This is a genomic window from Arsenophonus nasoniae (assembly GCF_004768525.1).
Lineage (GTDB): Bacteria > Pseudomonadota > Gammaproteobacteria > Enterobacterales > Enterobacteriaceae > Arsenophonus > Arsenophonus nasoniae.
Window position 1 is genome coordinate 1 of the sequence record NZ_CP038619.1, and the last position, 24,841, is coordinate 24,841.

At 41.3% G+C, this 24,841-nt stretch carries 31 protein-coding genes and 6 pseudogenes; 21 read left to right on the plus strand and 16 right to left on the minus strand.

Going from position 1 to position 24,841, the window contains the following annotated elements; translation table 11 throughout:
- Positions 1-408 precede the first annotated feature (408 nt).
- Positions 409-534, minus strand: coding sequence for a hypothetical protein (locus tag ArsFIN_RS28445; RefSeq protein WP_276489442.1), 126 nt, complete (start codon positions 532-534; stop codon positions 409-411).
- A complete protein-coding gene (locus ArsFIN_RS28450) occupies positions 518-652 on the minus strand; it encodes a hypothetical protein (RefSeq protein ID WP_276489443.1) in 135 nt (44 codons plus the stop codon). The genes ArsFIN_RS28445 and ArsFIN_RS28450 overlap by 17 nt, the downstream gene beginning before the upstream one ends.
- Before the next feature lie 200 nt (positions 653-852).
- Between ArsFIN_RS28450 and ArsFIN_RS26755 the strand changes: the two genes are divergently transcribed.
- Positions 853-996 carry a hypothetical protein gene (locus ArsFIN_RS26755; protein ID WP_167876763.1) on the plus strand — a complete coding sequence of 48 codons (144 nt, stop codon included), beginning with the start codon at positions 853-855 and terminating at the stop codon, positions 994-996.
- Positions 997-1,351: 355 nt separating this feature from the next.
- Positions 1,352-2,485: pseudogene (locus ArsFIN_RS29200) on the plus strand (IS91 family transposase).
- Between the two features lie 723 nt (positions 2,486-3,208).
- Here ArsFIN_RS29200 and ArsFIN_RS23115 read toward each other — a convergent pair.
- Both ArsFIN_RS23115 and ArsFIN_RS26765 read right to left on the minus strand, forming a co-directional pair.
- Entirely contained in the window at positions 3,209-3,442 is a 234-nt protein-coding gene (locus ArsFIN_RS23115) for an HU family DNA-binding protein (protein ID WP_135678858.1), read from the minus strand.
- A gap of 444 nt (positions 3,443-3,886) precedes the next feature.
- Complete coding sequence (locus ArsFIN_RS26765; RefSeq protein ID WP_167876765.1) at positions 3,887-4,036, minus strand: hypothetical protein; 150 nt, start codon at positions 4,034-4,036, stop codon at positions 3,887-3,889.
- Positions 4,037-4,431: 395 nt separating this feature from the next.
- Here ArsFIN_RS26765 and ArsFIN_RS28660 point away from each other — a divergent pair, with 395 nt between their 5' ends.
- From ArsFIN_RS28660 to ArsFIN_RS23140, 7 genes and pseudogenes are all read left to right on the plus strand, one after another.
- Positions 4,432-4,575 (plus strand): hypothetical protein, encoded by a 144-nt coding sequence (locus tag ArsFIN_RS28660; protein ID WP_338023367.1) that lies wholly within the window; start codon positions 4,432-4,434, stop codon positions 4,573-4,575.
- Positions 4,576-4,611: 36 nt separating this feature from the next.
- Positions 4,612-4,811 (plus strand): annotated as a pseudogene (locus ArsFIN_RS29025) (replication initiator protein A); the annotation flags it as partial.
- A gap of 33 nt (positions 4,812-4,844) precedes the next feature.
- A complete protein-coding gene (locus tag ArsFIN_RS27880; RefSeq protein WP_246067592.1) occupies positions 4,845-5,012 on the plus strand; it encodes a hypothetical protein in 168 nt (55 codons plus the stop codon).
- Positions 5,013-5,190: 178 nt separating this feature from the next.
- Positions 5,191-6,161: pseudogene (gene parM / locus ArsFIN_RS23125) on the plus strand (plasmid segregation protein ParM domain-containing protein).
- Between the two features lie 21 nt (positions 6,162-6,182).
- Positions 6,183-6,389: a plasmid partitioning/stability family protein gene (locus ArsFIN_RS23130; protein ID WP_135678860.1), complete on the plus strand. Its 207-nt coding sequence runs from the start codon at positions 6,183-6,185 to the stop codon at positions 6,387-6,389.
- Between the two features lie 704 nt (positions 6,390-7,093).
- Entirely contained in the window at positions 7,094-7,390 is a 297-nt protein-coding gene (locus ArsFIN_RS23135) for a helix-turn-helix transcriptional regulator (RefSeq protein WP_246067582.1), read from the plus strand.
- 57 nt (positions 7,391-7,447) lie between these two features.
- Complete coding sequence (locus ArsFIN_RS23140; protein WP_135678864.1) at positions 7,448-7,687, plus strand: helix-turn-helix domain-containing protein; 240 nt, start codon at positions 7,448-7,450, stop codon at positions 7,685-7,687.
- A 503-nt stretch (positions 7,688-8,190) separates the two neighbouring features.
- Here the strand turns inward: ArsFIN_RS23140 and queF are convergent.
- The 9 genes and pseudogenes from queF to ArsFIN_RS23170 all read right to left on the minus strand — a co-directional run bounded on the left by queF (position 8,191) and on the right by ArsFIN_RS23170 (position 12,344).
- Positions 8,191-9,013, minus strand: a pseudogene (gene queF, locus ArsFIN_RS28665) (NADPH-dependent 7-cyano-7-deazaguanine reductase QueF).
- A pseudogene (locus ArsFIN_RS29030) lies at positions 9,010-9,582 on the minus strand (queuosine precursor transporter). Before ArsFIN_RS29030 ends, queF begins: the two co-directional pseudogenes overlap by 4 nt.
- Before the next feature lie 102 nt (positions 9,583-9,684).
- Positions 9,685-10,053, minus strand: a complete 369-nt coding sequence (locus tag ArsFIN_RS27890) for a hypothetical protein (protein WP_246067564.1) — start codon at positions 10,051-10,053, stop codon at positions 9,685-9,687.
- Positions 10,054-10,065: 12 nt separating this feature from the next.
- On the minus strand, positions 10,066-10,392 hold the full coding sequence (locus ArsFIN_RS27895; protein WP_246067565.1) for a transposase: 327 nt from the start codon (positions 10,390-10,392) through the stop codon (positions 10,066-10,068).
- Positions 10,322-10,516, minus strand: coding sequence for a hypothetical protein (locus ArsFIN_RS27900; protein WP_246067566.1), 195 nt, complete (start codon positions 10,514-10,516; stop codon positions 10,322-10,324). Before ArsFIN_RS27900 ends, ArsFIN_RS27895 begins: the two co-directional genes overlap by 71 nt.
- A 120-nt stretch (positions 10,517-10,636) precedes the next feature.
- Positions 10,637-10,993, minus strand: coding sequence for a hypothetical protein (locus ArsFIN_RS27905; protein WP_246067567.1), 357 nt, complete (start codon positions 10,991-10,993; stop codon positions 10,637-10,639).
- 150 nt (positions 10,994-11,143) lie between these two features.
- Positions 11,144-11,335: a hypothetical protein gene (locus tag ArsFIN_RS23165; RefSeq protein WP_135678868.1), complete on the minus strand. Its 192-nt coding sequence runs from the start codon at positions 11,333-11,335 to the stop codon at positions 11,144-11,146.
- Entirely contained in the window at positions 11,325-11,483 is a 159-nt protein-coding gene (locus ArsFIN_RS26770) for a hypothetical protein (protein ID WP_167876767.1), read from the minus strand. The genes ArsFIN_RS23165 and ArsFIN_RS26770 overlap by 11 nt, the downstream gene beginning before the upstream one ends.
- A 612-nt stretch (positions 11,484-12,095) precedes the next feature.
- On the minus strand, positions 12,096-12,344 hold the full coding sequence (locus ArsFIN_RS23170; RefSeq protein ID WP_135678870.1) for a helix-turn-helix domain-containing protein: 249 nt from the start codon (positions 12,342-12,344) through the stop codon (positions 12,096-12,098).
- Between the two features lie 830 nt (positions 12,345-13,174).
- Here ArsFIN_RS23170 and ArsFIN_RS23175 point away from each other — a divergent pair.
- From ArsFIN_RS23175 to ArsFIN_RS23205, 7 genes and pseudogenes are all read left to right on the plus strand, one after another.
- Complete coding sequence (locus tag ArsFIN_RS23175; protein WP_246067568.1) at positions 13,175-13,432, plus strand: hypothetical protein; 258 nt, start codon at positions 13,175-13,177, stop codon at positions 13,430-13,432.
- 33 nt (positions 13,433-13,465) lie between these two features.
- Positions 13,466-13,693: a hypothetical protein gene (locus ArsFIN_RS23180; RefSeq protein ID WP_135678872.1), complete on the plus strand. Its 228-nt coding sequence runs from the start codon at positions 13,466-13,468 to the stop codon at positions 13,691-13,693.
- Positions 13,694-13,696: 3 nt separating this feature from the next.
- Positions 13,697-13,969, plus strand: a pseudogene (locus ArsFIN_RS23185) (transglycosylase SLT domain-containing protein); the annotation flags it as partial.
- Positions 13,970-14,040: 71 nt separating this feature from the next.
- A protein-coding gene (locus tag ArsFIN_RS23190; RefSeq protein WP_135678876.1) for an IS3 family transposase occupies positions 14,041-15,200 on the plus strand; the annotation gives its coding sequence in 2 pieces (ribosomal slippage) (positions 14,041-14,320 and positions 14,320-15,200; 1,161 coding nt in all).
- 145 nt (positions 15,201-15,345) lie between these two features.
- On the plus strand, positions 15,346-15,687 hold the full coding sequence (locus ArsFIN_RS23195; protein WP_135678878.1) for a hypothetical protein: 342 nt from the start codon (positions 15,346-15,348) through the stop codon (positions 15,685-15,687).
- Positions 15,684-17,285, plus strand: coding sequence for a type IV secretory system conjugative DNA transfer family protein (locus tag ArsFIN_RS23200; RefSeq protein WP_338023368.1), 1,602 nt, complete (start codon positions 15,684-15,686; stop codon positions 17,283-17,285). The genes ArsFIN_RS23195 and ArsFIN_RS23200 overlap by 4 nt, the downstream gene beginning before the upstream one ends.
- A gap of 42 nt (positions 17,286-17,327) precedes the next feature.
- Entirely contained in the window at positions 17,328-17,528 is a 201-nt protein-coding gene (locus ArsFIN_RS23205) for a hypothetical protein (protein WP_135678880.1), read from the plus strand.
- Positions 17,529-17,664: 136 nt separating this feature from the next.
- On the opposite strand, the gene ArsFIN_RS23210 is transcribed toward ArsFIN_RS23205, so the two are convergent.
- Together ArsFIN_RS23210 and ArsFIN_RS23215 are read right to left on the minus strand one after the other, a co-directional pair.
- Positions 17,665-18,867, minus strand: coding sequence for an IS91 family transposase (locus ArsFIN_RS23210; protein ID WP_135678014.1), 1,203 nt, complete (start codon positions 18,865-18,867; stop codon positions 17,665-17,667).
- A gap of 9 nt (positions 18,868-18,876) precedes the next feature.
- On the minus strand, positions 18,877-19,335 hold the full coding sequence (locus ArsFIN_RS23215; RefSeq protein ID WP_210409124.1) for a hypothetical protein: 459 nt from the start codon (positions 19,333-19,335) through the stop codon (positions 18,877-18,879).
- A gap of 134 nt (positions 19,336-19,469) precedes the next feature.
- On the opposite strand from ArsFIN_RS23215, the gene ArsFIN_RS23220 reads away from it, so the two are divergent.
- Together ArsFIN_RS23220 and ArsFIN_RS28455 are read left to right on the plus strand one after the other, a co-directional pair.
- Positions 19,470-19,916 carry a toxin co-regulated pilus biosynthesis Q family protein gene (locus ArsFIN_RS23220; protein WP_246067586.1) on the plus strand — a complete coding sequence of 149 codons (447 nt, stop codon included), beginning with the start codon at positions 19,470-19,472 and terminating at the stop codon, positions 19,914-19,916.
- Complete coding sequence (locus ArsFIN_RS28455) at positions 19,916-20,170, plus strand: type IV pilus biogenesis protein PilM (protein WP_167876768.1); 255 nt, start codon at positions 19,916-19,918, stop codon at positions 20,168-20,170. Before ArsFIN_RS23220 ends, ArsFIN_RS28455 begins: the two co-directional genes overlap by 1 nt.
- Positions 20,171-20,690: 520 nt before the next feature.
- On the opposite strand, the gene ArsFIN_RS23230 is transcribed toward ArsFIN_RS28455, so the two are convergent.
- Positions 20,691-21,512 (minus strand): hypothetical protein, encoded by an 822-nt coding sequence (locus ArsFIN_RS23230; RefSeq protein WP_135678882.1) that lies wholly within the window; start codon positions 21,510-21,512, stop codon positions 20,691-20,693.
- Here ArsFIN_RS23230 and pilN point away from each other — a divergent pair.
- Genes pilN through pilP form a run of 3 tightly spaced genes read left to right on the plus strand, consistent with a single transcriptional unit; the run spans position 21,467 to position 24,841 of the window.
- Positions 21,467-23,104 carry a PilN family type IVB pilus formation outer membrane protein gene (pilN, locus tag ArsFIN_RS23235; RefSeq protein WP_026823806.1) on the plus strand — a complete coding sequence of 546 codons (1,638 nt, stop codon included), beginning with the start codon at positions 21,467-21,469 and terminating at the stop codon, positions 23,102-23,104. The two genes, ArsFIN_RS23230 and pilN, sit on opposite strands and share 46 nt — an antisense overlap.
- A complete protein-coding gene (pilO2, locus tag ArsFIN_RS23240) occupies positions 23,104-24,399 on the plus strand; it encodes a type 4b pilus protein PilO2 (protein ID WP_135678884.1) in 1,296 nt (431 codons plus the stop codon). Before pilN ends, pilO2 begins: the two co-directional genes overlap by 1 nt.
- Positions 24,386-24,841, plus strand: a complete 456-nt coding sequence (gene pilP / locus ArsFIN_RS23245; protein ID WP_026823804.1) for a type IV pilus biogenesis protein PilP — start codon at positions 24,386-24,388, stop codon at positions 24,839-24,841. The genes pilO2 and pilP overlap by 14 nt, the downstream gene beginning before the upstream one ends.

Genomic DNA, 24,841 nt, shown 5'->3' on the forward strand with positions numbered 1-24,841 from the left:
TGTCCGTGACTTGGTTGAAGTCCGTTCCCTTTGATAAAAAACGGCGGATAAGTCCGTTACTACGTTCATTTAAACCACGTCTCATGAGTGATGATAAGGTTCTGCAAAGAAGACATCAGCACCGGTGATCCTGCTATTCGTTTATGCATGGAGAATTCAGAACCGTTATCAGCCGTCAGGGTTTTAAAATGACAGAAAGTATTTGCCATGATATCACGGAAGGCTTCTACAACAGTCTCAGCGTTTGTCTGAGCAATCTGCGGATAATAACCTGTTTGGTAGCTTTATCCGCCAACGTTAATAAGAATGACTTCGATCTTTACCAAATACCGTATCAATTTCAAATGACCGTTGTTGCTTGAGATCAGCCTCTAGCGGTCTCAATAATACCCACCTATCAGGAATAGGCTACGCTTCTGTTCTCCCTTGCCATAGCGATAATATTTGCCCCGATGAGGAAGCTAGAGATATTTCTCCTGCCAGTCGGCTTTTCTTAATATAGCGATAGAGCGTATTTTTACTGACATAACCCATGTTTCAAACGCCTTCCACCGATAACGGCAGTATGAAGTGCATGTAAAGCAAGCTCTTTACGGATAAAGCCTGTTTCTGTGGTTTGCTGATGCAACTTATTCCGCGCAGATGTGTTCATACGTTCGGCTTTCACAAGGTATCAGCCCTTCTGCAAGAATAAAAGTCCATTGAAAGCAGGATCCAGCCACGCTTGAGTTCTGCCGACAGTTGAACGTAGCACGCTACGCGTGAGCGGCGCAGCGGTGCTGCTTCAGATGTTAATGAGTTGAGTACTGTTTCGGTACTGCAGGGTTAATTTTTTTTCAGGGATTCATCTCGATGGCTCGTACACCTCCAGAGCGTAAACCGGTTAACCAGGCAGGTTGCCCGTCACTTCACGGTGCCACAGCGCTCTGTTTATCCGAAACGTTTTATGATCTCTCCCCACCCGAAATGATGATGACAGACCGCTCAATTTTATGACACCCTAAAGAAGCCATACGCCACTGCGCGTCCGACTCGGCCCCAATTTTTTCTCGACACGCAGTATTACCCGCCGCCAGTCACGATTATCAGGCTTTGCAACAACGCTACACTGCCGACACGCTGGATACGACTACACCGAGGGGTAATAACTGAAAGTCTGCCCGCCGATGAATTCATCACCATAATGGAGCTATGGAATAACTTCGGTTTCCTTTGAAACTCGATAAAACACACGATAACTGCTGACGAATCTGACAATTTCGTTTCTTTGGCAAGATGCCCATAAGGTAATTGAGTCAGATGCATATCCCCGTCCTGCTGTAAACCACTTTTCACCATTGATGACGGTTAAATTAAATTCCTCGAAAAATACGCGATAGTGCTAGTTCGTGGACGAGTTTATCTTGTGAGCGCATGCTGCCTGCGGCACTTGTGCCATGGGTGTCCGGCGCTATTGTTGCGCTTTCCGTCCGATTGCTCCTTTCACAGCCGTTTTTCTGCCAAAGCTGTAAGTCAAAAGCCCAGTAGCGTTCATATTTTAAAGCCACCGAGCAGTGGTTAGCACAGCAGGTTCATATTTACCCGACTGCGACTGGCAAATACTTTCACCATGCCACATCTCCTTTGGCCTTTTAACAATAACTGGCCGCTACTTAATGCTCTGTTTCGGCAGCCACTGAGCTATGCTGCAGTTGGCTCGCAAACAGGGTATCGAAATTGGTATTTCTGTGCCTTGCATACTTATGGCCCCATAACTCAATCAACATCCGCATGTTCATGTTTCCGGGTCACCGAGGGGTTTGGATAGTAAACATAGTGTATGGCGAAAGCTGTTTTTTCAAAAAAAAGGATGTCGAAGAACTGGCGAGGGGCTGTTATCCGATCATCATGTCACAGTTATGATTTAATTAACCCGGCTCCTCTTCCCGGTCTTGGCCATATCCGTGACAAAAAACATTGGCGGCGTTAACTTGAGGGCGCAGGCACGGACGTTATTGAAAGTGCACTTGCTAAAACGAAAGGGCATGGTATAGTGTTAATGCACCCGGTCGCCACCTTAAACGCCCACCGGTATCTATGTCAAACTGCGGTGACCACCGAGGTGTTCGTTGTTCATCACTACTACGACCACCGAACTGGCTTACCAGCATCGGCAGAAGACTCTGCCGCAGGGAGACATTATCGCCATATGTCATATTCCGGCTGGTGGCATTTTAAAATGGTGCGTTACTCTGGTTTTTTGTCGAATCGTAACGGGGAAAACTATTGCCGAAAGTGTATAAGGCACTTGAGATGACGGCATCGTAAAACCGGAGAACCGTGGCTTTCTGTGTTGATGAGGCGATTTCTGCGTACCGATCCGTAACAAAATGTATTCTGTGGCGACAGGCTGCTTTTCACCTGTGGCGCAAATGGGTAAAAAGAACGGAATTGTTATTTCGTGAAAGACTGCATAACCTGGAGAAAATGATGGTTACGCAGCTAAACGCAGGATCAATGTGTCTAAAATAAGGAAACCAGGTTGTAAATTACACCTCTGAGGAAATGTTAACCGGCACCAAACACACAATCGATCCCCATCTCCTTTGCAATAAGGGATGGCTTTTGCTACCAATTTTAAAAGCGATTCAATTTCCTAACCATTAAAAAAAAGTGATCTTCCGAAACATGTATCGACATGTCTTTAAAGTCGATCCACTCTGCTTGTCTCATATGTGGGAAAAAATTACTTTTCGCTGGAATGAATTTTTGGATTGAAGCTAAAGAGCTTATGGTTTGCCACGATGACCTAGCACGGTTGGTGGTGGCGATAAAATCAACTACAGGATAGATTCATCTTTTGTTCAAAATGATTAATAATTAATCAGTTTTTAGCCATCTATTCTGTTCTTTATCTCAACCTTCAAAATTAATTCTGTCAAACTTAGAAAAATAAAAATGGTTTCATCATGGCATAGGTTAATTAGTAACCATTTCGGTATTAATTTTATAGATCAAGACGGTAACTCAGAATGGATTACAGCGCATTTTAGGTGGGTGGTGATAGGTATTTATTCCAATTTTCGTGATTAAATTTAACAATTTTCAGTTTCTGATAGGTGACTTTTCTGTTCAAAATCGTTCGGTTTCGACATCCTACAAAACACCCGCAAAAAATAAGCAAATCATATTCCGTACAGGAGTTTTAATTGTATTGTTTTCGGTCATGTTATTTGACCGCTTCTTTCAACGTTTTACCTGCTTTAAAACTCGGTACGCAGCAGCATCTGTATAACCTTGCCTGTTTGCGGATTGCGTCCTCTCTGGCTGCACGTTGCTTAACCTGAAAACTGCCAAAGCCAACGAGTTGTACGTCATCTCCGACCTTTAGTGCTTCTGTCACGGTTTCTATGAAAGAGTTAAGCGCTTTCAGCGATTTGATTAATGAGTTCGGTTTGTTCATGTTGTGCCTGAATTAGTAGATATTTTATATCCTAGTGATGCTAGCTGTAGCAACTCAATAGTGCAATGTTTCAGCGTTAATTAACTCAAAAAAAATCTTTAATTAAAAAACTTCTACGCTCGCCGCAAGTCTGTGACCGAGCGAAGCGAGGAGCAGACGAGGAAGCGGAATATCATCTAGTCAAAAGAAACTGGTCACCAGTAGTAGACATATTTTCCGTTCAGGGTTTTGTTGAATATAAGTTATCACAGATAACCCTCGCGCGCGTAGTTATATTTAGTTAGGTGTATGTTAAAAAGAGTTAAAGACCAAAAAAGAGTAGTAAGGTTATGTTTTATTATATAAAAAAAACGTTTTGTCCGTAAAGTTCGGATAATGTCCGTAAAGTTCGATATAATGTCCGTAAAGTTCGATTATAATGTCCGTAAAGTTCGATTAAAAAAATTAGTTATCCACACTTTTTTTGTTCAGTTTATCAGCAATTTTAGTTGTTTTTCTATTAATTTGATTTGTCCATGAAGTTCGATATAATGTCCATGAAGTTCGATATATTTTACGTCCGTAAGTTCGAAAATAGATCCTCCAAAGTGACATCAACACCTTAGAGGATCTAACTAACAATCCTAAACAATCTAGAGAGAAGCTATGGTTGATCATACAAAGAAAATAGGAAAATTCAATTTGAAGACATTACGACCGCATATACATAAACAATTGGAGTTTTTTCATTGCTGATGATGTAGGTGTTTCTAGTTTTCATGATGAAATAGCAAGTATGGAACATCCATTTTTGCTTTAAAAGCAGGAGATAAAAGTCAGAGAATATAAAAATGGTAATGTAACAGTAACTGTTAGGTCTTCTGTGGTATAGGTTTGGCTACTATCTTTGATAAAGATATTTGATTTTATGCTATTTCAAAATTGCAAGAAGCGATTAACAATCAGCCTATTAGCAGAACTATAACTTTTACCCCATATGATTTTTTTTTGTGACCACGAACAGAGCTAAAAGTGGTAAAGCTATATCAGATGAAAAAGCGTTATCTCGTCTAAAAGGTACAACGATTAAGACAAATATTGTTTATTCAGATGATGAACAGGAAATGATTGAATTTGGATTAATTGATAGCTGAGAATTGTTGAGAAACAAAAGGTAAACTTGAAATTGAATGGTTGAAGTGACTTTGCCAGATTGGTTGTATCAAGCCATAACAAGAACCAAGGTATTACAAATTAGTCCTGATTATTTTCGTATAAGAAAGCTATTGATAGATGTTTATATGAGGTAGCTCGCAAACATTGTGGCAATCAGCATGAATTTACTATTTGTCTTGATAAGCTCACTGAAAACTGGTTCTTCGAGAGAACTCAGAAGTTTAGATTTGATATAAAGCAACTCATTATGGTTAATGACCTTCCTGATTATGAAATTTTATTTGATCCTGTTACGGATAAAGTGACTTTCAAAATCGAATCAAATACAGACAAAGCAGATGCATCACGTAAGCGAGAAAAAGGTAAGAAAGAGATTTATAAAATTAAAAACGTTGATGAAAAAATGAATCTATAATTATTTGTTATTATTCTATATTAATTTTTATCATGGTATTTTTAGTAATCATGTTAACGGTTAGTTTCATTTTGGAATTATATAGAATTATGATTTATATTTTTATATTTTAGGTGTTGAGTTATGTAAATGTTATTATTATATTCTATATAATGATTTAATATAGAATTATGGAGTGATAAATGCTCATTTTATCGATGATGGTATTCTACAAATATCAAATTAGCGTGGACAATAAGATGGTAAGAAAACTTTAATAAGCTAATAGTTTTAAGCCTGAGTGGTCTCTTGGTTTAGGTGATGTTCTTCCAGCAAATTATGATATTGATGGGAGAAAATATTCATTTGACCCTTAAGTGTAGACGCTGTAAACACAACAGAAAGTCGTTATCAGTATAGTGATATAAATGTTATAGCTATTCACCATGCCTTATTACAAACGGGTCTTAAACCCCAACAGATAGATGTTGTTGTAACTTTACCATTATCAGAATATCTGGATAGTAATAATCAACCAAACAAAGATAATATTAAAAAGAAAAAGTCTAATGTAAAAAGAAAGGTATCTGTACAAAATGGAAATACTTTTATTATCAATAAAGTGAGTGTGCTTCCAGAAAGTATTCCTGCAGGATTTGATATTTTGTCAGAATTGGACGAGGAAGATTCTTTGTTAATTGTTGATTTAGGGGAACTACATTAGATGTATCTCACGTTCGTGGAAAATGAATGGGATTATAAAGATGTGGTGCGATTCAAGAATTGGGGTATCAATAATTACTGAAGGATTGAAAGAACAGTTATCATTAAATGCTAATACCAGAGTTAATTCATTTCAAGCTGATCACCTTATCATTCATCGCAATGATGAAGAATATTTGAGAAAAAGAATTCCAGATATAAATAAACTTAATTCCATAATAAATACTCTTCATGAAAAGAAAAGATTTTGATCAAACGAGTAACTAGCACTTTAGAAAGATTTACAGGTTACACACATGTCATGTGTGTAGGGGAGGTGCAGATATTATCTCTACTGAAGTAAGAAATATTACAAATGTACCTAAAGATCGTTTTTTTAAGAGTGATAACCCTCAATTTGATCTTAGTTTAGGAATGCTTGCCATGAAAGGTAATCCAAATGAGTAATAACAAGTCAGGGCTTAGAAAATGCAGTTTTATATTAACCCTGATTATAATAAAGGTGATAAAATAGCCAGCGAATTATTAGATGAAATACCACTTAAAGAACGTGGTAGGGCAATGAGAGCAATGCTTGTTACTGGTGCTGCATTAATGAAACAAGATAAAAGGCTTCCTAATATCATTGCTGATTATGTAACTAATGAAACAACAATTTTGATATATTACGATTGATTCGTAATGTTTTGCCGATAATTGAAGATCATGTGGATGAGAAATTAATTAGCGCTTTAAATAAAATACTGTCTTCGAATCCAAAGTTTACAAATAAACTAGACTCCTTTGAAAAAAAAGATAGTGATATCAATAAAACTCGCGAGAATAGTAATAAATTATTTCCAGATGATGACTATTAAAAATCACTCTATGTCAGTGTTGATGCACTGACATAGAGCTAATCCAAAACCTAACATATCTAGGAGCCGGACTATGCGAAATAATACGCATATTACACGCATAATGAAAGCGTGCAACATATCAATCGAGCAGCTTTTGAGCTTTGCTCACACATCAAAATATCTCACCAATCGGCAACGTACCCGAATTCTGAATAGAGTTGGGGGTGCTGTATGAAACCAGAGATGATTAAACTTTCATTGAGCGCTAATGTTCCTTGTGGTTTTAGCAATAGCGAGGAAAAATTCAGACTGATGCCAAAATGACAGATTTATTTTAAGTTAATCCGTACTCCTGAAATGAAAACATTGATAGAAAAAAGTACAGATTGAAAGATCCCCATTTTTCGTAATATGCCATTTGCCATCTGATTACAACAAAGCACCCAAAGTTTGGCAATTCCATTTTTACCGCTTTTTTGTAGTGAAAATAGCTACTCTAGGCACTTTCTTCCACGCCTATGAATTCCTGTTTTGTCACCGATGGAATATGTGGAAGGTAAACAGCCTTATTCAGTTACTACGGAGAAACCTAACGAACGGTTTACTGCTAAAGAGTGGGAAGTTCTGTTTCTAATGATGCAACGCTTAAGCAGCAAGGAAATTGCCAGACGGTTAGATATTTCGCGCTTAACGGTCGAGTCTCATTTGAAAGCTATCTACGGGAAAACCAATTTGCATTCAGCTTTTCAGCTAAGGCAATTTTGCCGAGAAAAAAGTATAAATCATTACATTCCTCCTCAACTGCTGCCTGCTGGTAGTCAGTTCATTAGCGTTTAAATCTCTTCGTCATGGCGATTTACTCTGACGGTTGAGCTAGCTGAATAGGAGGAAGTAATGAAACCTTTTTATATTAATAACTTACCAGCTTATTACAGACTATTTCCTAAACTCTCTAAACGAGAAATTGAAATTTTATCCATGTCATGTGCAGGATTAGATAGAAACGAAATAGCAATAGAGCTGAATATTAGTGTACATACTGTAAATAATCATTTTAATAACGCAGTCACTAAATATGAATTAAAAGTCTTTGTAAGTTGTGCTTTGTTTTTATTTCGTTATAAACGAAAGTAGAGCTAATAGCGCTGATGGTTTATCGGAATGAGAAAAATACATTTTATTTTATTACTAAAGCTGCTTTGGCAGCTTTTTTTTCATAAAACCACCAATTGTTTATTTTTGTGCTAAAAATAGTTTTTTCGACTATACCAGTACCTAATTTTTAAGGCATCATTTTCCCCGCCCACGTTTTCTGGTCGAACCTTAAAACTGAAAACATCCAGTTTTACTAGAGGTGCCTTGATAGTTGCATCTGCTCTTTAACAAATCAGTATCGGTGATCCGTATGGCGGAAAACGTTTTGTTCATGTTATTGATCGCTGGTAGCCTTAATTTTAAGGCGAGGTTATTTATCCTTCTGGCCGGACGTATGCCGACACAGGTGTACAACCACGTTAAGTGGTTTTGATTGATATTTTAGTGATAAGCCTATCGTTGTTGAAGACAATTTTGGCACTTTTGAATTTATTTTGGAAAAACCAGCTAAGAAAAAACTGGTTTTATGATTTTACTATTGTCTAGGTAAACGAAGATTCTATTTCTAAATGATTTGTTGATCGCCAAGGATTAATGTCAAGTCCACTGCGTCTTGTGTAACGTCCATAGACAGATAATTCTAATGGCTTACAATAAAACAAGATATCGCTAAATATTCGTTCAATACATTGTTCATGGAACTCATTATGGTTACGGAAAGAGATAATATATTTTAATAAAATATCTCTGTTTATTTTCGCTCCCTTATAAGTAATAAGGACAGATCCCCAATCTGGTTGATTGGTAACAAGACAATTAGATTTTAGTAAATTACTGACGAGACATTCTGTTATTACGGGAGAATTATTTTTTGTTGCATCTTCCAGAATTTCTGGAGAGTAATCATATTTGTTAATGATAATATTATTATTATCGATGGATATTCCATCAAAATTAATTAAAGAAATGGCTTTGCATTCGGATAAATTCGCCAGTTTTACTAATACGTTACCTTCGGCGCAAGCGGATAGGTCTTCTTTTATTGAATCTCTTACAATATCGATTGAATCGAAAAATGTTTGATTAAAGCTATTTAGGTATAGTTTAAAACTTTTGATTCAATTAAATTAATGCTATTTGAATCTATTTTACCTCACCAATAGCAACTTGAGGAACACCATTTTATTTAACCAAGAGAGTTCATATAAATTCCATATATATCTTCACCAAAAAAGCTCATATTATTTGTGAGTGTTTTTATCTCTTTTCTTCCATAATCTCTTTTATTGGCGTTAAAAGATTACGATCGTACTTTGAAATATATTCTGTTTTCTTTCCTAATTGTAAATTATGATGATTCATCATTCATTTTTTCCTTCTAATATGAATTTTTTTGAATAAATATCTGAAAAGTAGATAGGGAAAATCCCTAGCGTTGCATAAATTGACTTAATTAATAATTGTCCTATGATCATTGAAATAACGGTTTCTTTTCCCAATGAATGGAAGACGATGGATATAAATATAAAACTATCTATAATTGCGGCACAGATTGAACTGGTAAAAACACGAACAAATAAGTATTTTGATGATGTTAGTTTCCTTATTTTATATAAAATATAAGCATTAATATGTTCTGAAATTATATATGCTAATGATGATGCTAAAAGTACAGAGATAACAGAAAACCAAGGATGAATAAGAATCGATAAGACCCCATGATGGGATTGCTTCTGTAAATGAACTATAATAAAGACAGCCACAAAATGAGATTACAGAAAAGATAAGTTTATGGCTTTTCTTGCCAAGGATAGCCCGTAATATTCATTGAGTATATCTGATATTATATAAGTCAGAGGATATATAAAGATAGCTGCCGGTAAAGTTAAATTAAAAAACAAAATGGGTTTTATTGCGGTTATTGTTGAAGCCAAATATAATGAAACTAAAACACAACAAAGAAAAATATAAGCATTCCAGTGTTTTTGGCTTTTATCTTTAAATTCATATGCGGTGTTAACATTATGACTTGATGGTTAGGAAATTGAATCGCTTTTAAAGTGAGTAAAAAGCCATCCCTTATTGCAAAAGGAGATGGGGATCGATTTATTGTGTTTAGTGCCAGTTAACATTTCCTCAGAGAGTGTAATTTCTAACCTGATTTCCTTTATTTTAGACACATTGATCCTGCGTTTAGCTGCGTAACCATCGCTTTTTCTCCAGGTTATGCAGTCTTTCTGACAACAATTCCGTTGCTTTTTTACCCATTTGCGCCCCGGTGAAAAGCAGCCTGTCGCCACACAGAATACATTTGTACGGATCGGTACGCAGAAATCAGCACAGAAAACCGGCCTCCTGGTTTTACGTGCCGTCATCTCAAGTGCCTTATACACTTTCGCTGGCAATAGTTTTCCCGTTTACGATCTGACAAAACCAGGAGTAACGCACCATTTTAAAATGCCTTTTCCGGCTGGAATATGGCTTATATAGCGTCTAATCATCTTCTCCTGCGTGGCAGAGTCTGCTGCCGATGCTGGCTGTCTGGTGGTCATGCGGTAGTGATGATCAACGGCACCCTCGGTAATGCCGCAGTTTTGACGCAGATACCGAGGGCGTTTAAGGTAGCGATCGAGGTATTTGCACACTATGCCATGCCCCTTTCGTTTTTTTTTTTTAGCAAAGTGCACTTTCCAATAACGTCCGTACTGCGCCCTCAAGTAACGCCGCCAATGTTTTTTTGTCACGGATATGGCCAAGACCGAAGAAGGCCAGGCTAATTAAATCATAACTGTGACGCAGTGTCGGATAACAGCCCTCGCCAGATTTCTTCTGACATCCTTTTTTTTTGAAAACAGCTTCGCCATACACTATGTTTAATTATCCAAAACCCCCCGAGTGACGGAAACATGAACACAGTGGATGTTGATTGAGTTGCTGGCCATAAGTATGTAAGGCACAGAAATAATTAATTTCGATACCCTGTTTATATTAACTGCAGCATAGCCTGAGTGGCTGCCCGAAACAGAGCACATTGGCAGCGGCCACATTAAAAAAAAGGCCAAAGGAGATGTGGCATGGTGAGTAATGTGCTGCCAGTCGCAGTCGGGTAAAATATGAACTCGTTGTGCTAACCACTGCTCGGTGGCTGAAGCCACATGAACTGCAGGCTTTTGACCTACAGCTTCGGCAGAAAAAAACGGCTGTGAGAACAATCAGACGAAGCGCAACAATAGCGCTGACACCCATGGCACAAGTGCCGCAGGCAAGCATGCGCTCCACAGATAAACTCGTCCACGAACTAACGCTATCGCCGTATTTTTTCGAGGAATTTATTCCAACCGTCATCAATGGTGAAAAGTAGTTTAGCAGGACGAGGGATATACATCTGACTCAATTACCTTATGGGCATCTTGCCAAAGAAACAGAAATTGCCAGATTCGTCAGCCCAGTTGATCGGTGTGTTTATCCCAGGGTTCAAAGGAAACAGGATTATTCCTAGCCCGTATAGGTGATGAATTCATCGGCAGGCAGACTTTCAGTTATTCCCCTCAGTGTAGTCGTATCCAGCGTCATCGGCTTGGTCTTATGTTGTTTAAAACCCTGATAATCGTGACTAGCGGCGGGCAATACTGCGTGTCGAGAAAAATTAGCCGAGTCGGAGGCAGGGCGTATGGCTTTAGGTGTCATAAAAAAATCCAGGCGGTCTGTCATCACACTTTCGGGTGGGAGAGAGAGACAAAACGTTTCGGATAAACAGGCGCCAGCACGGAAGCGACGGGCAGCCTGGGCCTGATTTAACCGGTTTACGCTTTCTGGGAGATTTATTGCGAGCCATCGAGATGAATCCCTGAAAAATTAACCTACTGCAGAGTATAAAAATGTACTCAACTCATTAACATCCCCGAAGCAGCACCGGTGCGCCGCTCACGCGTAGCGTGCTACGTTCAATAATATTTCCTGTATATTTCTCTTTGCTCAAATGGCGATAGATAATCCATTAACTCACTATTAACGGCTTCATTTAATGGGATAGAAATGTATGCCCTGTTGATTTAACAAGGAAATTTGCTGTTAATTTAGCTTTTCGTTTAAATCCTAACAGCTTATAATTCTGCATTATGTAATCTCTTCGATTACATATCCTAAAATTCATCCTTATTATTAAATTCATCTGTTATTTGAATTTTATTATTCTGTAATAAAATTATATTTTCATTGTTTTTTGAAGGTAATATCTTCTTGTAAAAAGAATTTCATTTTTTTTCGTAAAATGGGGGTTTATCATATTCTAACAAAATACCAATTACATTGTTTTCATTAGAAAACAATATGTTGTTGGATATGATATAATTAAGTTCCCAATGAAAATATCTTTGACTTTTTTGAATTTCGCACTCGGGTATAACAGGAACAGAAATAGGATTTTTATTTCCATCAGATCTTAAACTTATTTCTGATCCTCTAAATCTTCTATATTGACACTCTCTAACATTTTTACTGATACACCAAAAAAATTAGCGATTCTCTCTATTGTTGTTTCTTGCGATTTTGTGATTTTTCCATCTAATAGTTTGTATACAGTAGATCTTGTTATGCCCGTTTTTTCTGAAAAAGATAACCTGTTTTCTTCTCTACTTTTAAGTAAGTACTTAGTGTTATTAATGATGTTTTCTTTTATCTTTTTTTGATGAAGCATGATTAACTCCTATCATAATTTATTGATTTTTAGTATATCCATATCAAAACGTAAGTTTAAATTAAAATCAAAAAAATATACAAAATTAACTTGAAATTGTAGTTTTATAACTAAGCTTAAGTCTAGTATCACATCATGATTTTATCAATTTTAATTAAAGGAGAATTAAAGAAGAAAAAATAAAGGCATTTATTTTAAAAAAATTTTAATTTATCTATTAACCGTTTTAAGGAGACTTAAATGAACGGCAAGGCAATTTCATCCCTAAAAACCATTCCATTATAAGAGTGAAAACAGGCGAAAAGAATATCGCCGTGATTTTAAGTGATTTCTTTGCTCGGCTTATCACCAGGGCGATTTTTATTTCCCCGTTATCTTTTTTTTTTTTAACGGTTTGGTTTGTTACGTCAGGCTACTTTAACGATACGTTTCCTTTGTGCCTGACGTAAATGAATTTCAATGGAAAATCTGTTTGAAGCGTTAAAACAGATTTTTTCGTTATTCCTGTCACTGACAATTATTGTCTGTTTGGTGAAGGGATCCATAACATTTTAAATAATATTTTTAGCAGTTTATCCGTTTTGTTATACCGCTCTTTAACATTCAGTGCCAACTTCTTCATCTCCGCACGTATCGTGAGGGGTTGGTAGCGTTGAATTTTTATTTCAACGCGAAGCTAACGTTAGCTTTCTGGCCGGGCGTATGCCGACACAGGTGTACACCACATTAAGTGGTTTCGGGTGACGATGTTTTTGCGTATTCACCACTCAAATCACTTTTGCGGGAGATAATTATGAACGCACGCCAACGTTGCCGTTATCGTCGTCAAAATGCGCTATCGTGAACAGTGCAAAATGGCCGATGAAATACGGTTATTAAGACTTAATCTGTTAAGAAGTGCAAAAACCCGATCGACGGAAGAAATTATTGACGACATATGGGGGATAACATCGAGAAAAAAACAAAAAGAAGACAGGGTTAATACGCTGGCGAATTTCATCGCTATTTTAAAAAATGAGTTATACCAAAATGAACCCACCGACAGCATAACTAATCGCTGTTTACCCAACACCTATCTACTGCGGTGAATCGCCACTAATCCTTTATCAAGGAACAAGATAATGTTTAAACAACTTTCTCGCCCAGGGAAGAATATTTATGTGGGCGCGGTATTACGTGACCGGCTCGATAAAATCGTGCTCGATATCGGTCATTATATTGGGCGTCCTGTGACGATTTCTGAATTTATTCACTATGTTATCGAACGACACGGTGATGAAGCCAAGGAGAATTTAAAGCATATTTTGGGTACGGAGGCGGAAAGAACAAAATTTGATAAAAAGAGGTGATGTATGTTATCCACCCCGGCGTTTCTTGCGTTAGCCATGCAGTGCGCGCCTTCTGTTCATCCTGATACGGTGCTTGATATCGCGCGGGTCGAATCAGGTTTCAATCCTTATGCGATTGCTGAAATAATCCCAAAATCCGAGCGACAGCCCGATAAACCCAATGTCATTTCTTACCATCCTAAAACGGACGCGGACGCGATAAGGCTCATTAATCAGATTGAGCAGAAAAAACGCCGTTATTCCGTTGGATTAATGCAAATTACCAGCACCAATTTCAATCTGTAGTGGTCTAATAAAACTGTAGAGATTTATAGCTTATAATTAAGCAAAATCTTATAGGTATAAATATGACCCGAAAAGTAAAAGTAACCTTTAGCGGAAAGCAAAAACTGGAATATGCAAAACTCATGGTTGAAGGTGGATATAGCAATATCCAAGTTGAAAAAATATCCGGTGCGGGTAAATCTGCCGTATCACGATGGAAGCAACAATATCTTGCCGAGTTAAATGGGAATACGCCTGTAAAATCAAAAGCGTTAACACCCGAGCAACAGCGCATACAAGAATTAGAAGTTCAACTTAAGCGTGCTCAGAGGGATAATGACATATTAAAAAAAGCCGCGGCTTACTTCATCCTCGACAATCAAAACTCAAAATCGTGAAGCAACTGAAAATCATGTACCCCAATTTTACGGTCACTGAGTTATGCCATCTTTTTGAAGTAAGCAGCAGTAGTTTTTATTATGAAACGAAAATACCGACAGTTGAAAATGAAAGACTGTGTGGCGAAATCAAACGTATTTTTTATACATCGGGTCAAATTTATGGCAAAAGACGTATTCAAGTCGAGTTAAAGGGTTTAGGGCACCAAATTGGCACTTATAAAATATCGAACATCATGAAATTAAATCAATTAGTTGCAATTAGACCAACGAAAAAGCACTACTATCACTCATCGGGTAACGAACATCGATATGCCCCTAATTTGCTTAAACGACAATTTTCCCCTGAACAGCATAATCACTATTATGTCGGGGATATCACGTATATTAGACATCACTATGGGTGGAGCTATTTAGCCTGTGTGTTGGATTTAGCCACCAAAGAAATTAGTGGTTATGCCTTATCAACAAAACCTGATTCGAAATTAGTGAAAGAAGCCTTAGATAACGCAATTGAACGGCAATTACCGGATACGACAAGTTTGATGTTCCATTCAGATCAAGGTTGCCAATATTCATCGGAGGAGTTTAGGGCGCACCTCTTTGAACGGAAAATAACTCAAAGCATGAGTCGGCGAGGTAATTGCCTCGATAATGCCGTGATGGAAAGATTTTTTAGGAGTTTAAAGACAGAAAGACTTAACCGTTTATCGTTTATGAATCATCAATCTGTTGTCTGTGAAGTTGAAAATTATATTCAGTTTTACAATTATTATCGACGCCATTCAACGATTGGTTATTTAACGCCACATCAAAAATATCATGAACTAAAAAATGCCGCTTAGATCTTCTACAGAATTTGTTGACCATTACAATATGGAGCATACCGAAATTCTTGAAGTGTCTTATGCTCCTGAGGTGAAGCTGGCACTTTTGAATGGGGCGCAATTAGAAAGCGCGCTAGCGCGTCAAGAGGAGGGATGATTGCCGATGAAATTATTCTTTGTGATAGCTGGATTAACAGTGGTGTTTTTTTTGGTTGGCTTATATCTGGGTGGATGGGTGTGGTTATGGTTGTGTGATGATCGCATGGCTTCCCCAAACCTGATGACGCTACTTCAACAGGGTCCCTTGTCGCTGACAGACAAACGAAAAATGATGCTGCCTTGGGCATGGTGTGTGACAGCAGCCATCACCTTTTTGCCGGTGGGTTTCTCCTTGTTGGCTTTTTTCGGCGGTGGGAAAAACCACAGTGTCAATCTTCATGGTGAAGCTCGCTTTGCAACGAAAAGTGAGCTGCGGAAAATCTGGTATACAGGGCCTGAAAAGTGAGAAAAACAAAGAAAAAACAGCCACCAAAAGGTTGGGAAATCGAAAAGGGGTTTTTACGACAGAAATCCATTTCAACGTATCCGGCGATCCTGATGGGGAAAGATCCGCACAGTGATAACTTTTTGGCAACCTATGGTCAAACATATCTAATGTTGGCGGCACCTCCGGGTAGTGGTAAAGATGTGGGTATTGTTATTCCAAATTTGTTGCAGTTTCCCCATTCTGTCGTCATCAATGACTGCAAATTTGAGTCCTGGCATAAAACTGCGGGTTTTCGCGCTGCCTGTGGGCAGAAGGTTTGGCGGTTTTCACCCGAACTTTTGGAAACCCATCACTGGAATCCGTTAAAAGTGATTAATCAGAACCCGTTGTATCGATTAGGTGATGTGCGAACGCTAGCCTCTTCACTGTATGTGCCGGATAATATGAAAAATGCCAGCTGGTTTGCCAAGGCGCGGGATGTGTTCACCGCAATAGTCCTTTATCTGATAGAAACCCCAGATTCCCCTTTTTCCCTGCCTCAATGTTATGAAATCGCGTCGTTGGGAACGCAATTAGGGAATTGGGCACAACGGGTTATTAATGAACGACGTGGGACAGAAAAGGCGTTAAGTGAAGAAACGGTTAGAGAATTGAGTGTGATTGTTTCTGAATCGAAAGGCAAAGAATTTTCAACCCTGATGTCTTTTGTCACGGGCAGATTAAGTGTCTATGGTGAAAAACTGGTAGCGCTGGCATTAACCGAAAGTGAAAACGAGGAAGATAACATTGATTTTAGTCAGCTGCGAGTTCAACCAACCAGTATTTACTTCTGTGTAACCGAAGGGGCGCTTAAAAAATTTGGCCCCTTGATGAATCTTTTTTTCTCACAAGCCATTCGTGAAAATAGTAAAGTACTTCCTGAACACGGCGGCCACTGTGAAGACGGCTCCTTACGATTGAAATATCAGGTGCTATTTTTGATGAATGAATTTGCAGTCATGAAGCGGATGGAAGTGATGGAAACCGCGCCTGCCTTAACTCGCGGTGCGGGTCTGCGATATTTAATCATTTTTCAAAACAAGAACCAGGTGTGTTCAGAGGAATGTTATGGGCGCGAAGGGGGAAAGGCGGTGATGGAGCCTTTTCATGTGGAAGTGGTTTATGCGCCAGGGAATATTGATGTGGCGACGGAGTACAGCAGAAGATTAGGGAATTGTACGGTAAAAGTAGCGACGGATAGTCAGAATATTGCTGACGGTCAACGGCGGTCAAAAGGAAAAAGTTTTTCCTGGCAAGCAAGACCGTTAATGTTACCGCAGGAGATTAACGAACTGCCTTACGAGGAAGAATTAATTTTCATGCAACCGACGAGACAAACGCCGGCAATGAAAATCCGAGCGAAAAAAATCTTCTGGTATGAAGAAGCGTTATTTCGCGAACGGGTTAATGATGAAATTTATCCTTCGCCGGTTGTGCCTAAAGGCGATCCGGAAAAAATAGCCGTATTAACCACGCCAGTAAATACGACAATAAAAAACAAAGTCGAAGTATCGCGTCCGGAAGGCGACGGAATAATTGAAGAGGCGTTAAAACGCGGTATACGTCAGGCTGATTAACGCCAACAGCGAAAAATCTCAACACAATTTTAATAGAGAAAGATGATGCGAATAAAACCGGTATTAAAGGTATCGTGGTGCATTTGCTTGCTTAATGGTTGTAGTAGTGCGCCAACGTTACCGGAACCCAAAGGGGCGTTTTTTTCTGTTAATCCAGAAAGTTTTCACATAGATAACACGTTGCCCACTAAAAAGCCTGCTGAAGATAATCACTCGATGGTTAGGAAATTGAATCGCTTTTAAAGTGAGTAGCAAAAGCCATCCCTTATTGCAAAAAGGAGATGGGGATCGATTTATTGTGTTTAGTGCCAGTTAACATTTCCTCAGAGAGTGTAATTTCTAACCTGATTTCCTTATTTTAGACACATTGATCCTGCGTTTAGCTGCGTAACCATCGCTTTTTCTCCAGGTTATGCAGTCTTTCTGACAACAATTCCGTTGCTTTTTTACCCATTTGCGCCCCGGTGAAAAGCAGCCTGTCGCCACACAGAATACATTTGTACGGATCGGTACGCAGAAATCCTTTCATCAGCACAGAAAAACCTGGGTTCTCCGGTTTTTTACGTGCCGTCATCTCAAGTGCCTTATACACTTTCGGCAATAGTTTTCCCCGTTTACGATTCGACAAAAAACCAGAGTAACGCACCATTTTAAAATGCCTGGCCGGAATATGGCTTATATAGCGTCTAATCATCTCTTCCTGCGGCAGAGTCTGCTGCCGATGCTGGCCAGTTCGGTGGTCATGGTAGTGATGAACAACGGCACCCCCTCGGTAATGCCGCAGTTTTGACGCAGATACCGGTGGGCGTTTAAGGTAGCGACCGAGGTACTTAACACTATGCCATGCCCCTTTCGTTTTTTTAGCAAAGTGCACTTTCCAATAACGTCCGTACTGCGCCCTCAAGTAACGCCGCCAATGTTTTTTGTCACGGATATGGCCAAGACCGGGAAGAAGGCCAGGGTTAATTAAATCATAACTGTGACGCAGTAGTCGGATAACAGCCCCTCGCCAGATTTCTTCGACATCCTTTTTTTTGAAAAACAGCTTTCGCCATACACTATGTTTACTATCCAAACCCCCTCGAGTGACGGAAACATGAACATGCGGATGTTGATTGAGTTGCCGGCCATAAGTATGCAAGGCACAGAAAATACCAATTTCGATACCCTGTTTGCGAGCCAACTGCAGCATAGCTCGAGTGGCTGCCCGAAACAGAGCATTAAGTAGCGGCCAGTTATTGTTAAAAAAAGGCCAAAGGAGATGTGGCATGGTGAAAGTAATGTGTTGCCAGTCGCAGTCGGGTAAAATATGAACCTGCTGTGCTAACCACTGCTCGGTGGCTTTAAAGCCACATGAACTGCAGGCTTTTGACTTACAGCTTTGGCAGAAAAAACGGCTGTGAGAACAATCAGACGAAGCGCAACAATAGCGCCGGACACCCATGGCACAAGTGCCGCAGGCAAGCATGCGCTCCACAGATAAACTCGTCCACGAACTAACGCTATCGCCGTATTTTTCGAGGAATTTATTCCAACCGTCATCAATGGTGAAAAGTAGTTTAGCAGGACGAGGGATATACATCTGACTCAATTACCTTATGGGCATCTTGCCAAAGAAACAGAAATTGTCAGATTCGTCAGCCCAGTTATCGGTGTGTTTATCCCAGGGTTCAAAGGAAACAGGGATTATTCCCAGCTCCGTATAGGTGATGAATTCATCGGCAGGCAGACTTTCAGTTATTACCCCCTCAGTGTAGTCGTATCCAGCGTCATCGGCTTGGTCTTGGCGTTGTTCAAAACCCCTGATAATCGTGACTAGCGGCGGGTAATACTGCGTGTCGAGAAAAAATTGGGGGCCGAGTCGGACGCAGTGGCGTATGGCTTCTTTTAGGGTGTCATAAAAAAATTCAGGCGGTCTGTCATCATCATTTTCGGGTGGGAGAGAGATCATAAAACGTTTCGGATAAACAGGCGCTGTGGCACGTGAAGTGACGGGCAGCCTGCCTGATTTAACCGGTTTACGCTTTCTGGGAGATTTATTGCGAGCCATCGAGATGAATCCCTGAAAAAAATTAACCTACTGCAGAGTATAAAACAGTACTCAACTCATTAACATCCCCGAAGCAGCACCGCTGCGCCGCTCACGCGTAGCGTGCTACGTTCATAACAAGTAAACCGTTGACGGTGATTCAACCACCGAAGGTTATCAGCGTTAACAATAATTCTTCATCGGCTAAGGAAAATAAACCTCTCGCTCACTCTCAAGGTGTGATTGCACCACCAAAGACAACGACGTTGCTTACGGATAAACCGCTTACGACGATGAAAGTCACGCCGCCACCAAAACCCGTGCAAACGTGGCAGATAGAAAAAGGCGGAACGCTAAAGGACGGGGTGATGGCATGGGCAATAAAGGAATCTTGTGTCGCACCAGGGGTAAAAAATTGGTCGGTTTTGTGGCAAACACCTGTTAATTATCAGATTGACGCTCCGCTAAGATTCAGTGGTGATTTTAAATCCGCATTGCGAAGTGTTTTGGAGTTATATCAATCTGCCAAAAAGCCACTTTATGCTGAAACCAATAGTGCGCAATGCCTGATGCGCATCACTGATAAACCACCGGGGGGATGATGGGCTATTTAATCCTTTCTTTTCTATTAGTGACGCTATCACTGGCCGGATTTTATCAGCATCAACACGCGGACAATCTCAACAGTACTGAAATGACGACCACCACGACGCAACAGGCGATAGAGACGGTTCACTATATCAACGCGATTAATGATTATCTCTACCTCCATCCTGATGCAATCAATAATCCCAATGAGATTGTGCTAACAGCAGCGCAAATCGGTATCACGCCACACTCCCCATCCAGCATGTAATTGCCAGCCAACGTGTTTTGTCTGGCAACCGTTTTCACCGGGATTAATGGCGGCGCTTAAAACCCAAACCCGCGATTCTGCGCTATTGGGCGCGTAAAATCACCGGCTTTTGATAATGGTGGGCGTGATATGCAGGTCGTAGTACCGGCACGTATCCCCGATGGGGCGATTGTTTATTTGAATTAAGGAAAACAAATGCATGGTTTAATATTTCACTTCTTTTTTGTCGCTCTTAACTCCGTTTTTTCGTATCTATCAACTGGCTCGATCTGGTTAACTTTATTACTTTTTTTGATTTTTGGTGTCATTCCTGCCTGTCGGCTTGGTGAGTGTGATCTCATGCAGAGGGTGGGCTGTTTTTTTATAGCCTCAATCTGCATTTGCATTTTATTTAACGCTACAAAAATATACTTTTACGTTAAAGAAAACAATTGCTTGTGGAATTATGGTGTGTTAGGAGAGTCAACGACTATTTTGTGCAACAACGACACTTACACTTTTAAGGAGTTAGCAGAAAAAATTAAAGCTGAACCATTTTATCCATTTTTGCTAAAAAGCAAGAAATAAAAAATAGGGAAATATAAATAAGAAAATACAACCCGCAAATTGTACCCATGATTAACTTTATTAACGCCAAATCCGTCAAAAGACCCAGCACCCCAAGAAATGCGCATAAAAACATGACACTAAATGCCAAATTGCAATATTTTTTAATCAGTGATTTTAATTTCCTAATGAAATGTGTTTTTTTGTTGCATGGCACTATTTTTGAATTCCTAACCAGCAATATATAATCATTAATTTCTTCTACTTCTAAAAGGTGCAGATCTCCATATGATTTTGTGATGTGTTCTTGAGTATTAGTTTCAATAATTTTATACAAAAAAATCAATTTTAATAAACTAGCAGCGTAATTACTCTTAAAGCTATTTAGTGATTCACCCAAAAAGATAATCACCCCTTTTCTTTTAAGTGGGTTGCAGTTGCGCCCTCTATTGCTTTTTCGTTTGTTCGATGTACTAAAAACCACCCCATATTTTGTTGATCTGATAATCCTGCAAGATACTATTTTTTTCAAACAACTTTTTGAGGTGAAATGGTATAGCGCTGATGGTTTATTATTATTTCGGCCACTAGCCTTTTTTAATGAAAAAAGACCAAAAACAAGCATTATCAAATAAAACGCGATTGTGAGCACTGATATATATAGGAAGCCATCTTTAACAGTGCTAGAAAAAACATTCCAAAACTCCATATCTAACCCTTTCCAAAGTTTAAGATAACAAAGGATATACCATGCGAGCGATTTTTTCTGCTGCGCCTTTACTGGTGGTGCTGGCATTGTCTGGCTGTACCAGTATTGAACGCATTAATCAAAACATGAAAAACAGTGAGGCGACAGACGCAAAAGCGAAGCAGCAGATGCAAAAATTGACCTCGCCATCGCCTGTATTACGCGAAGCCGCCCGGCAGTGGGTGAATCCCACGCCGATAATTGACCGGGCAGCGATAAAAAAAGCTACACCCCCTTGTACCATTACGATTAACCGGCAAGGCTCACTCAGCCTGCATGACGTCTCTGAGCGTATTACCCGCGTGTGCCGCATTCCCGTTTCCGTCACGCCGGACGCATTAACGCTATTGGGCGGCGTCTTTGGCGGCCAGACCCAGCAGATAAAAGGCGATATCCCGCCACCGGATGTCAATGGCATGGTGCCGCTGGCCTCTATCGGGATGGCCTCATCCTCTGCGCCTGCTGCGGTTAACACCGGCGCGAACCTGAACGGGCTTTACTGGAACGGCCCGCTTGCCGGGCTGCTCGACACTATCGCCAGTCGCCTTGGTGTATCGTGGCGCTATGAATCGGGACAGATAGTTATCTACGCGCTGGAAACCCGGTCATTTACGTTGAATTTTATGGATTCACAGACCGATTACCAATCCAGAGTCGTCAGCGGCACCACCTCCAAAGCCGGTAACAGTGGCGGGCAGAGCGGCAATGCGCTCAGTGGTGATGCCATCACGTCACAATCTACCTCAACCACCATAAAGTCATCTTTGTATGCGGATTTACAGGGCGCAGTGAAATCGATGCTGACGCCGGGGCTGGGGCGTATGTTCCTGTCTGCCGGTAATCTGACGGTTACGGATGTTCCTCGTGTGCTGGATACGGTTGAGCGTTTTGTTGACGAGCGCAACCAGACATTAGACCGGCAGGTGGTGCTCAATATTGAAGTGTTGAGCGTCGAAAAACGGCAAAAAGACCAGTTAGGACTGGACTGGAACGCCGTTTTTAACAATGGTCGTTTAGGTTTGTCGCTCAGTCAAGCCTTTGGCGGCGCGGCGGGCAATATCATGAATGGCGGCTTCTCGGTCGTAGACGGGCGGCTGGCGGGGTCAAAAGTCTTTCTTAAAGCCCTTGCCGAGCAAGCTAAAGTGAGTGTCGTTACCCAGCAATCGAATACCACCACCAATCTTTCGCCGGTCGCCATGCAGGTAGCCGAACAGGAGGATTATGTGGCGCAGGTAACAACACAATCCACCGCGAATGTCGGCACGGCAACCTCGATCCAACCCGCCACCATTACCACCGGATTTTATATCAATCTACTGCCGAATATCATGCCGGACGGTCAACACCTGTTACTGCAATTCGCCATCAATCTCTCTGAACCGCCTACCCGCCGTACCTTTACTTCCGGGGAAAGCTCGGTCGAATTGCTCAATACGCAACTGAAAACCTTCACCCAGCGCGTGAAAATGAAAACCGGCCAGACACTGGTGTTATCCGGCTTTCAGCAGGCCAGCCGTAAAGGAAGCAAGCAGGGCGTCGGTCAACCGTGGTTCTTTGGCTTAGGCGGCGGTCAACAGGCAGAAGACGGTGATCGGATGCTGGTTGTGCTCATTACCCCGGTTCTGTCGCAGGAGGGATAATGATGACGACAACACCGCTATTTACCGCGACGCCGATTGTGCGAGGTCGCCGCGTTTTTCTGGCCGGAATAGACTGGCTCCCCGTGACGTTGCGGGCGGGTAAAAACGTTAAAAGCGAAGCGCGACGGCAAGGGGCTGATCGCGTGGTCAGTTACCGCTATCGGGACAGCCAGAAAAATCCGCAGTGGGTGATGGGGCTGGTCAATTGGGCAAAGCTGGCATTGCCCAAAGGCTGCAAGGACGGTTACGCACTGGCTTTGCTCATCGCCCGGCAACTGAAAGGCAGCGGCTACGCCATTATCGCGATAGACAAGGCGCATTACGGCTTTGTCAGTACCATTGACGGCGTACTGATTAACGATGTGGTCGGCTACAAGGCCGCCATCGTGCAGACGCAAAAAAACTTTCTCCAGTTTAACCGTGAGCCGGAAGGCGGCTGGCAGATTTTCGCCCCGGCAGACTGGAACATCGCCGATAGCCAGCCTTTTGATTTGGACGGTTTGCTGGCAGGGTCTGGCTTTCCTGCCAGCACCCGCTTTCAGGCAACATCACGCAAGCGGCGATTTTTAGGCCTTTTCACCCTGTGCGGCCTGATGTTGGTCGGTTACGTCGGCTGGAACGGGTATCAAACCCATCAGGAAACGTTACGTCAGGCCGCCATACGGGCGGCATGGCTGGCACAGCAACAGACGCAGACGTCCCCAGCTCTGCGCTTCCCATGGCATGACACACCGCGATTGATGCCGTTTATTAACGCCTGTGCCGAACGCTGGCAAAAAATCCCGCTGTCGCTGGCAGGCTGGCGCTTTAAAGAGGCGCAGTGCGCACAAGAAGGCACATTACGGCTGGCGTACAGCAAACCCGTTGGGGCCACCGTGGGCGATTTCGCTTACCGGGTGAAGCAGGTTTACGCCGGGCAGACGACGCCGTATTTCAATTTACCCGGGCAGGGCGATACCGGCGGCTTTAGCCAATCCGTCATTTTTACGCCTTCAGCGGATACCCGCACCTTGCCGGAGGCGGATAATCAGATACAGCGACTAACCACCTTTGCGCAACGGATGCGCCTGCCGATTAACCTGCAAGAAGACGACAACCGTCAGGTCAGTGCTAACGGCGAAGAGCGGATTATGCCGTGGCGCAGTTTTAGTTTTTCACTGGAAACCGCCATCCCGCCGACCCTGTTGTTTGATGAATTAGACGATCTGGGTTTACGCCTGCACATCATCACGATCACGCTCAATCAGGGGCGATTAAGTTACCGGATGGAAGGAAAATTATATGCAAAATCATAAATGTGCCCTGTTTATCGCGGCAGGATTAAGCGCGGCAGCCTATGCCGAAACACCGCCGCCTCAACTGCCCGTGATGGAAGAGTACACCCTGCAACGCTTAGAGCAGATACAGGCCGAAACCGTCATGCTGGAAGCCAAAGCTGCCCGCGCTCGTATCCAACGCGAACTGGAAGACAGTGGCATTGATACCCAGACAGCCAATTTACCGCTCAATGGCCGGGAGCTAGCAATTTTACCCCGCGCCGGGGGCTTACCGTCAGTAGAAGAAATTTACGGCAGTGGTCAGCAGCTGATGGCGCGTCTGGTGCTCTCCGATGGTAAACGGGCAGAACTGCGGCAGGGCGAGCAGATCCCCGGTACACGTTTGCGGGTTGAGGCGATTAGTGCCCGCGAAGTGCGGGTTACTGACGGCAACGATAAACGCACATTGTCCTTTTATTAA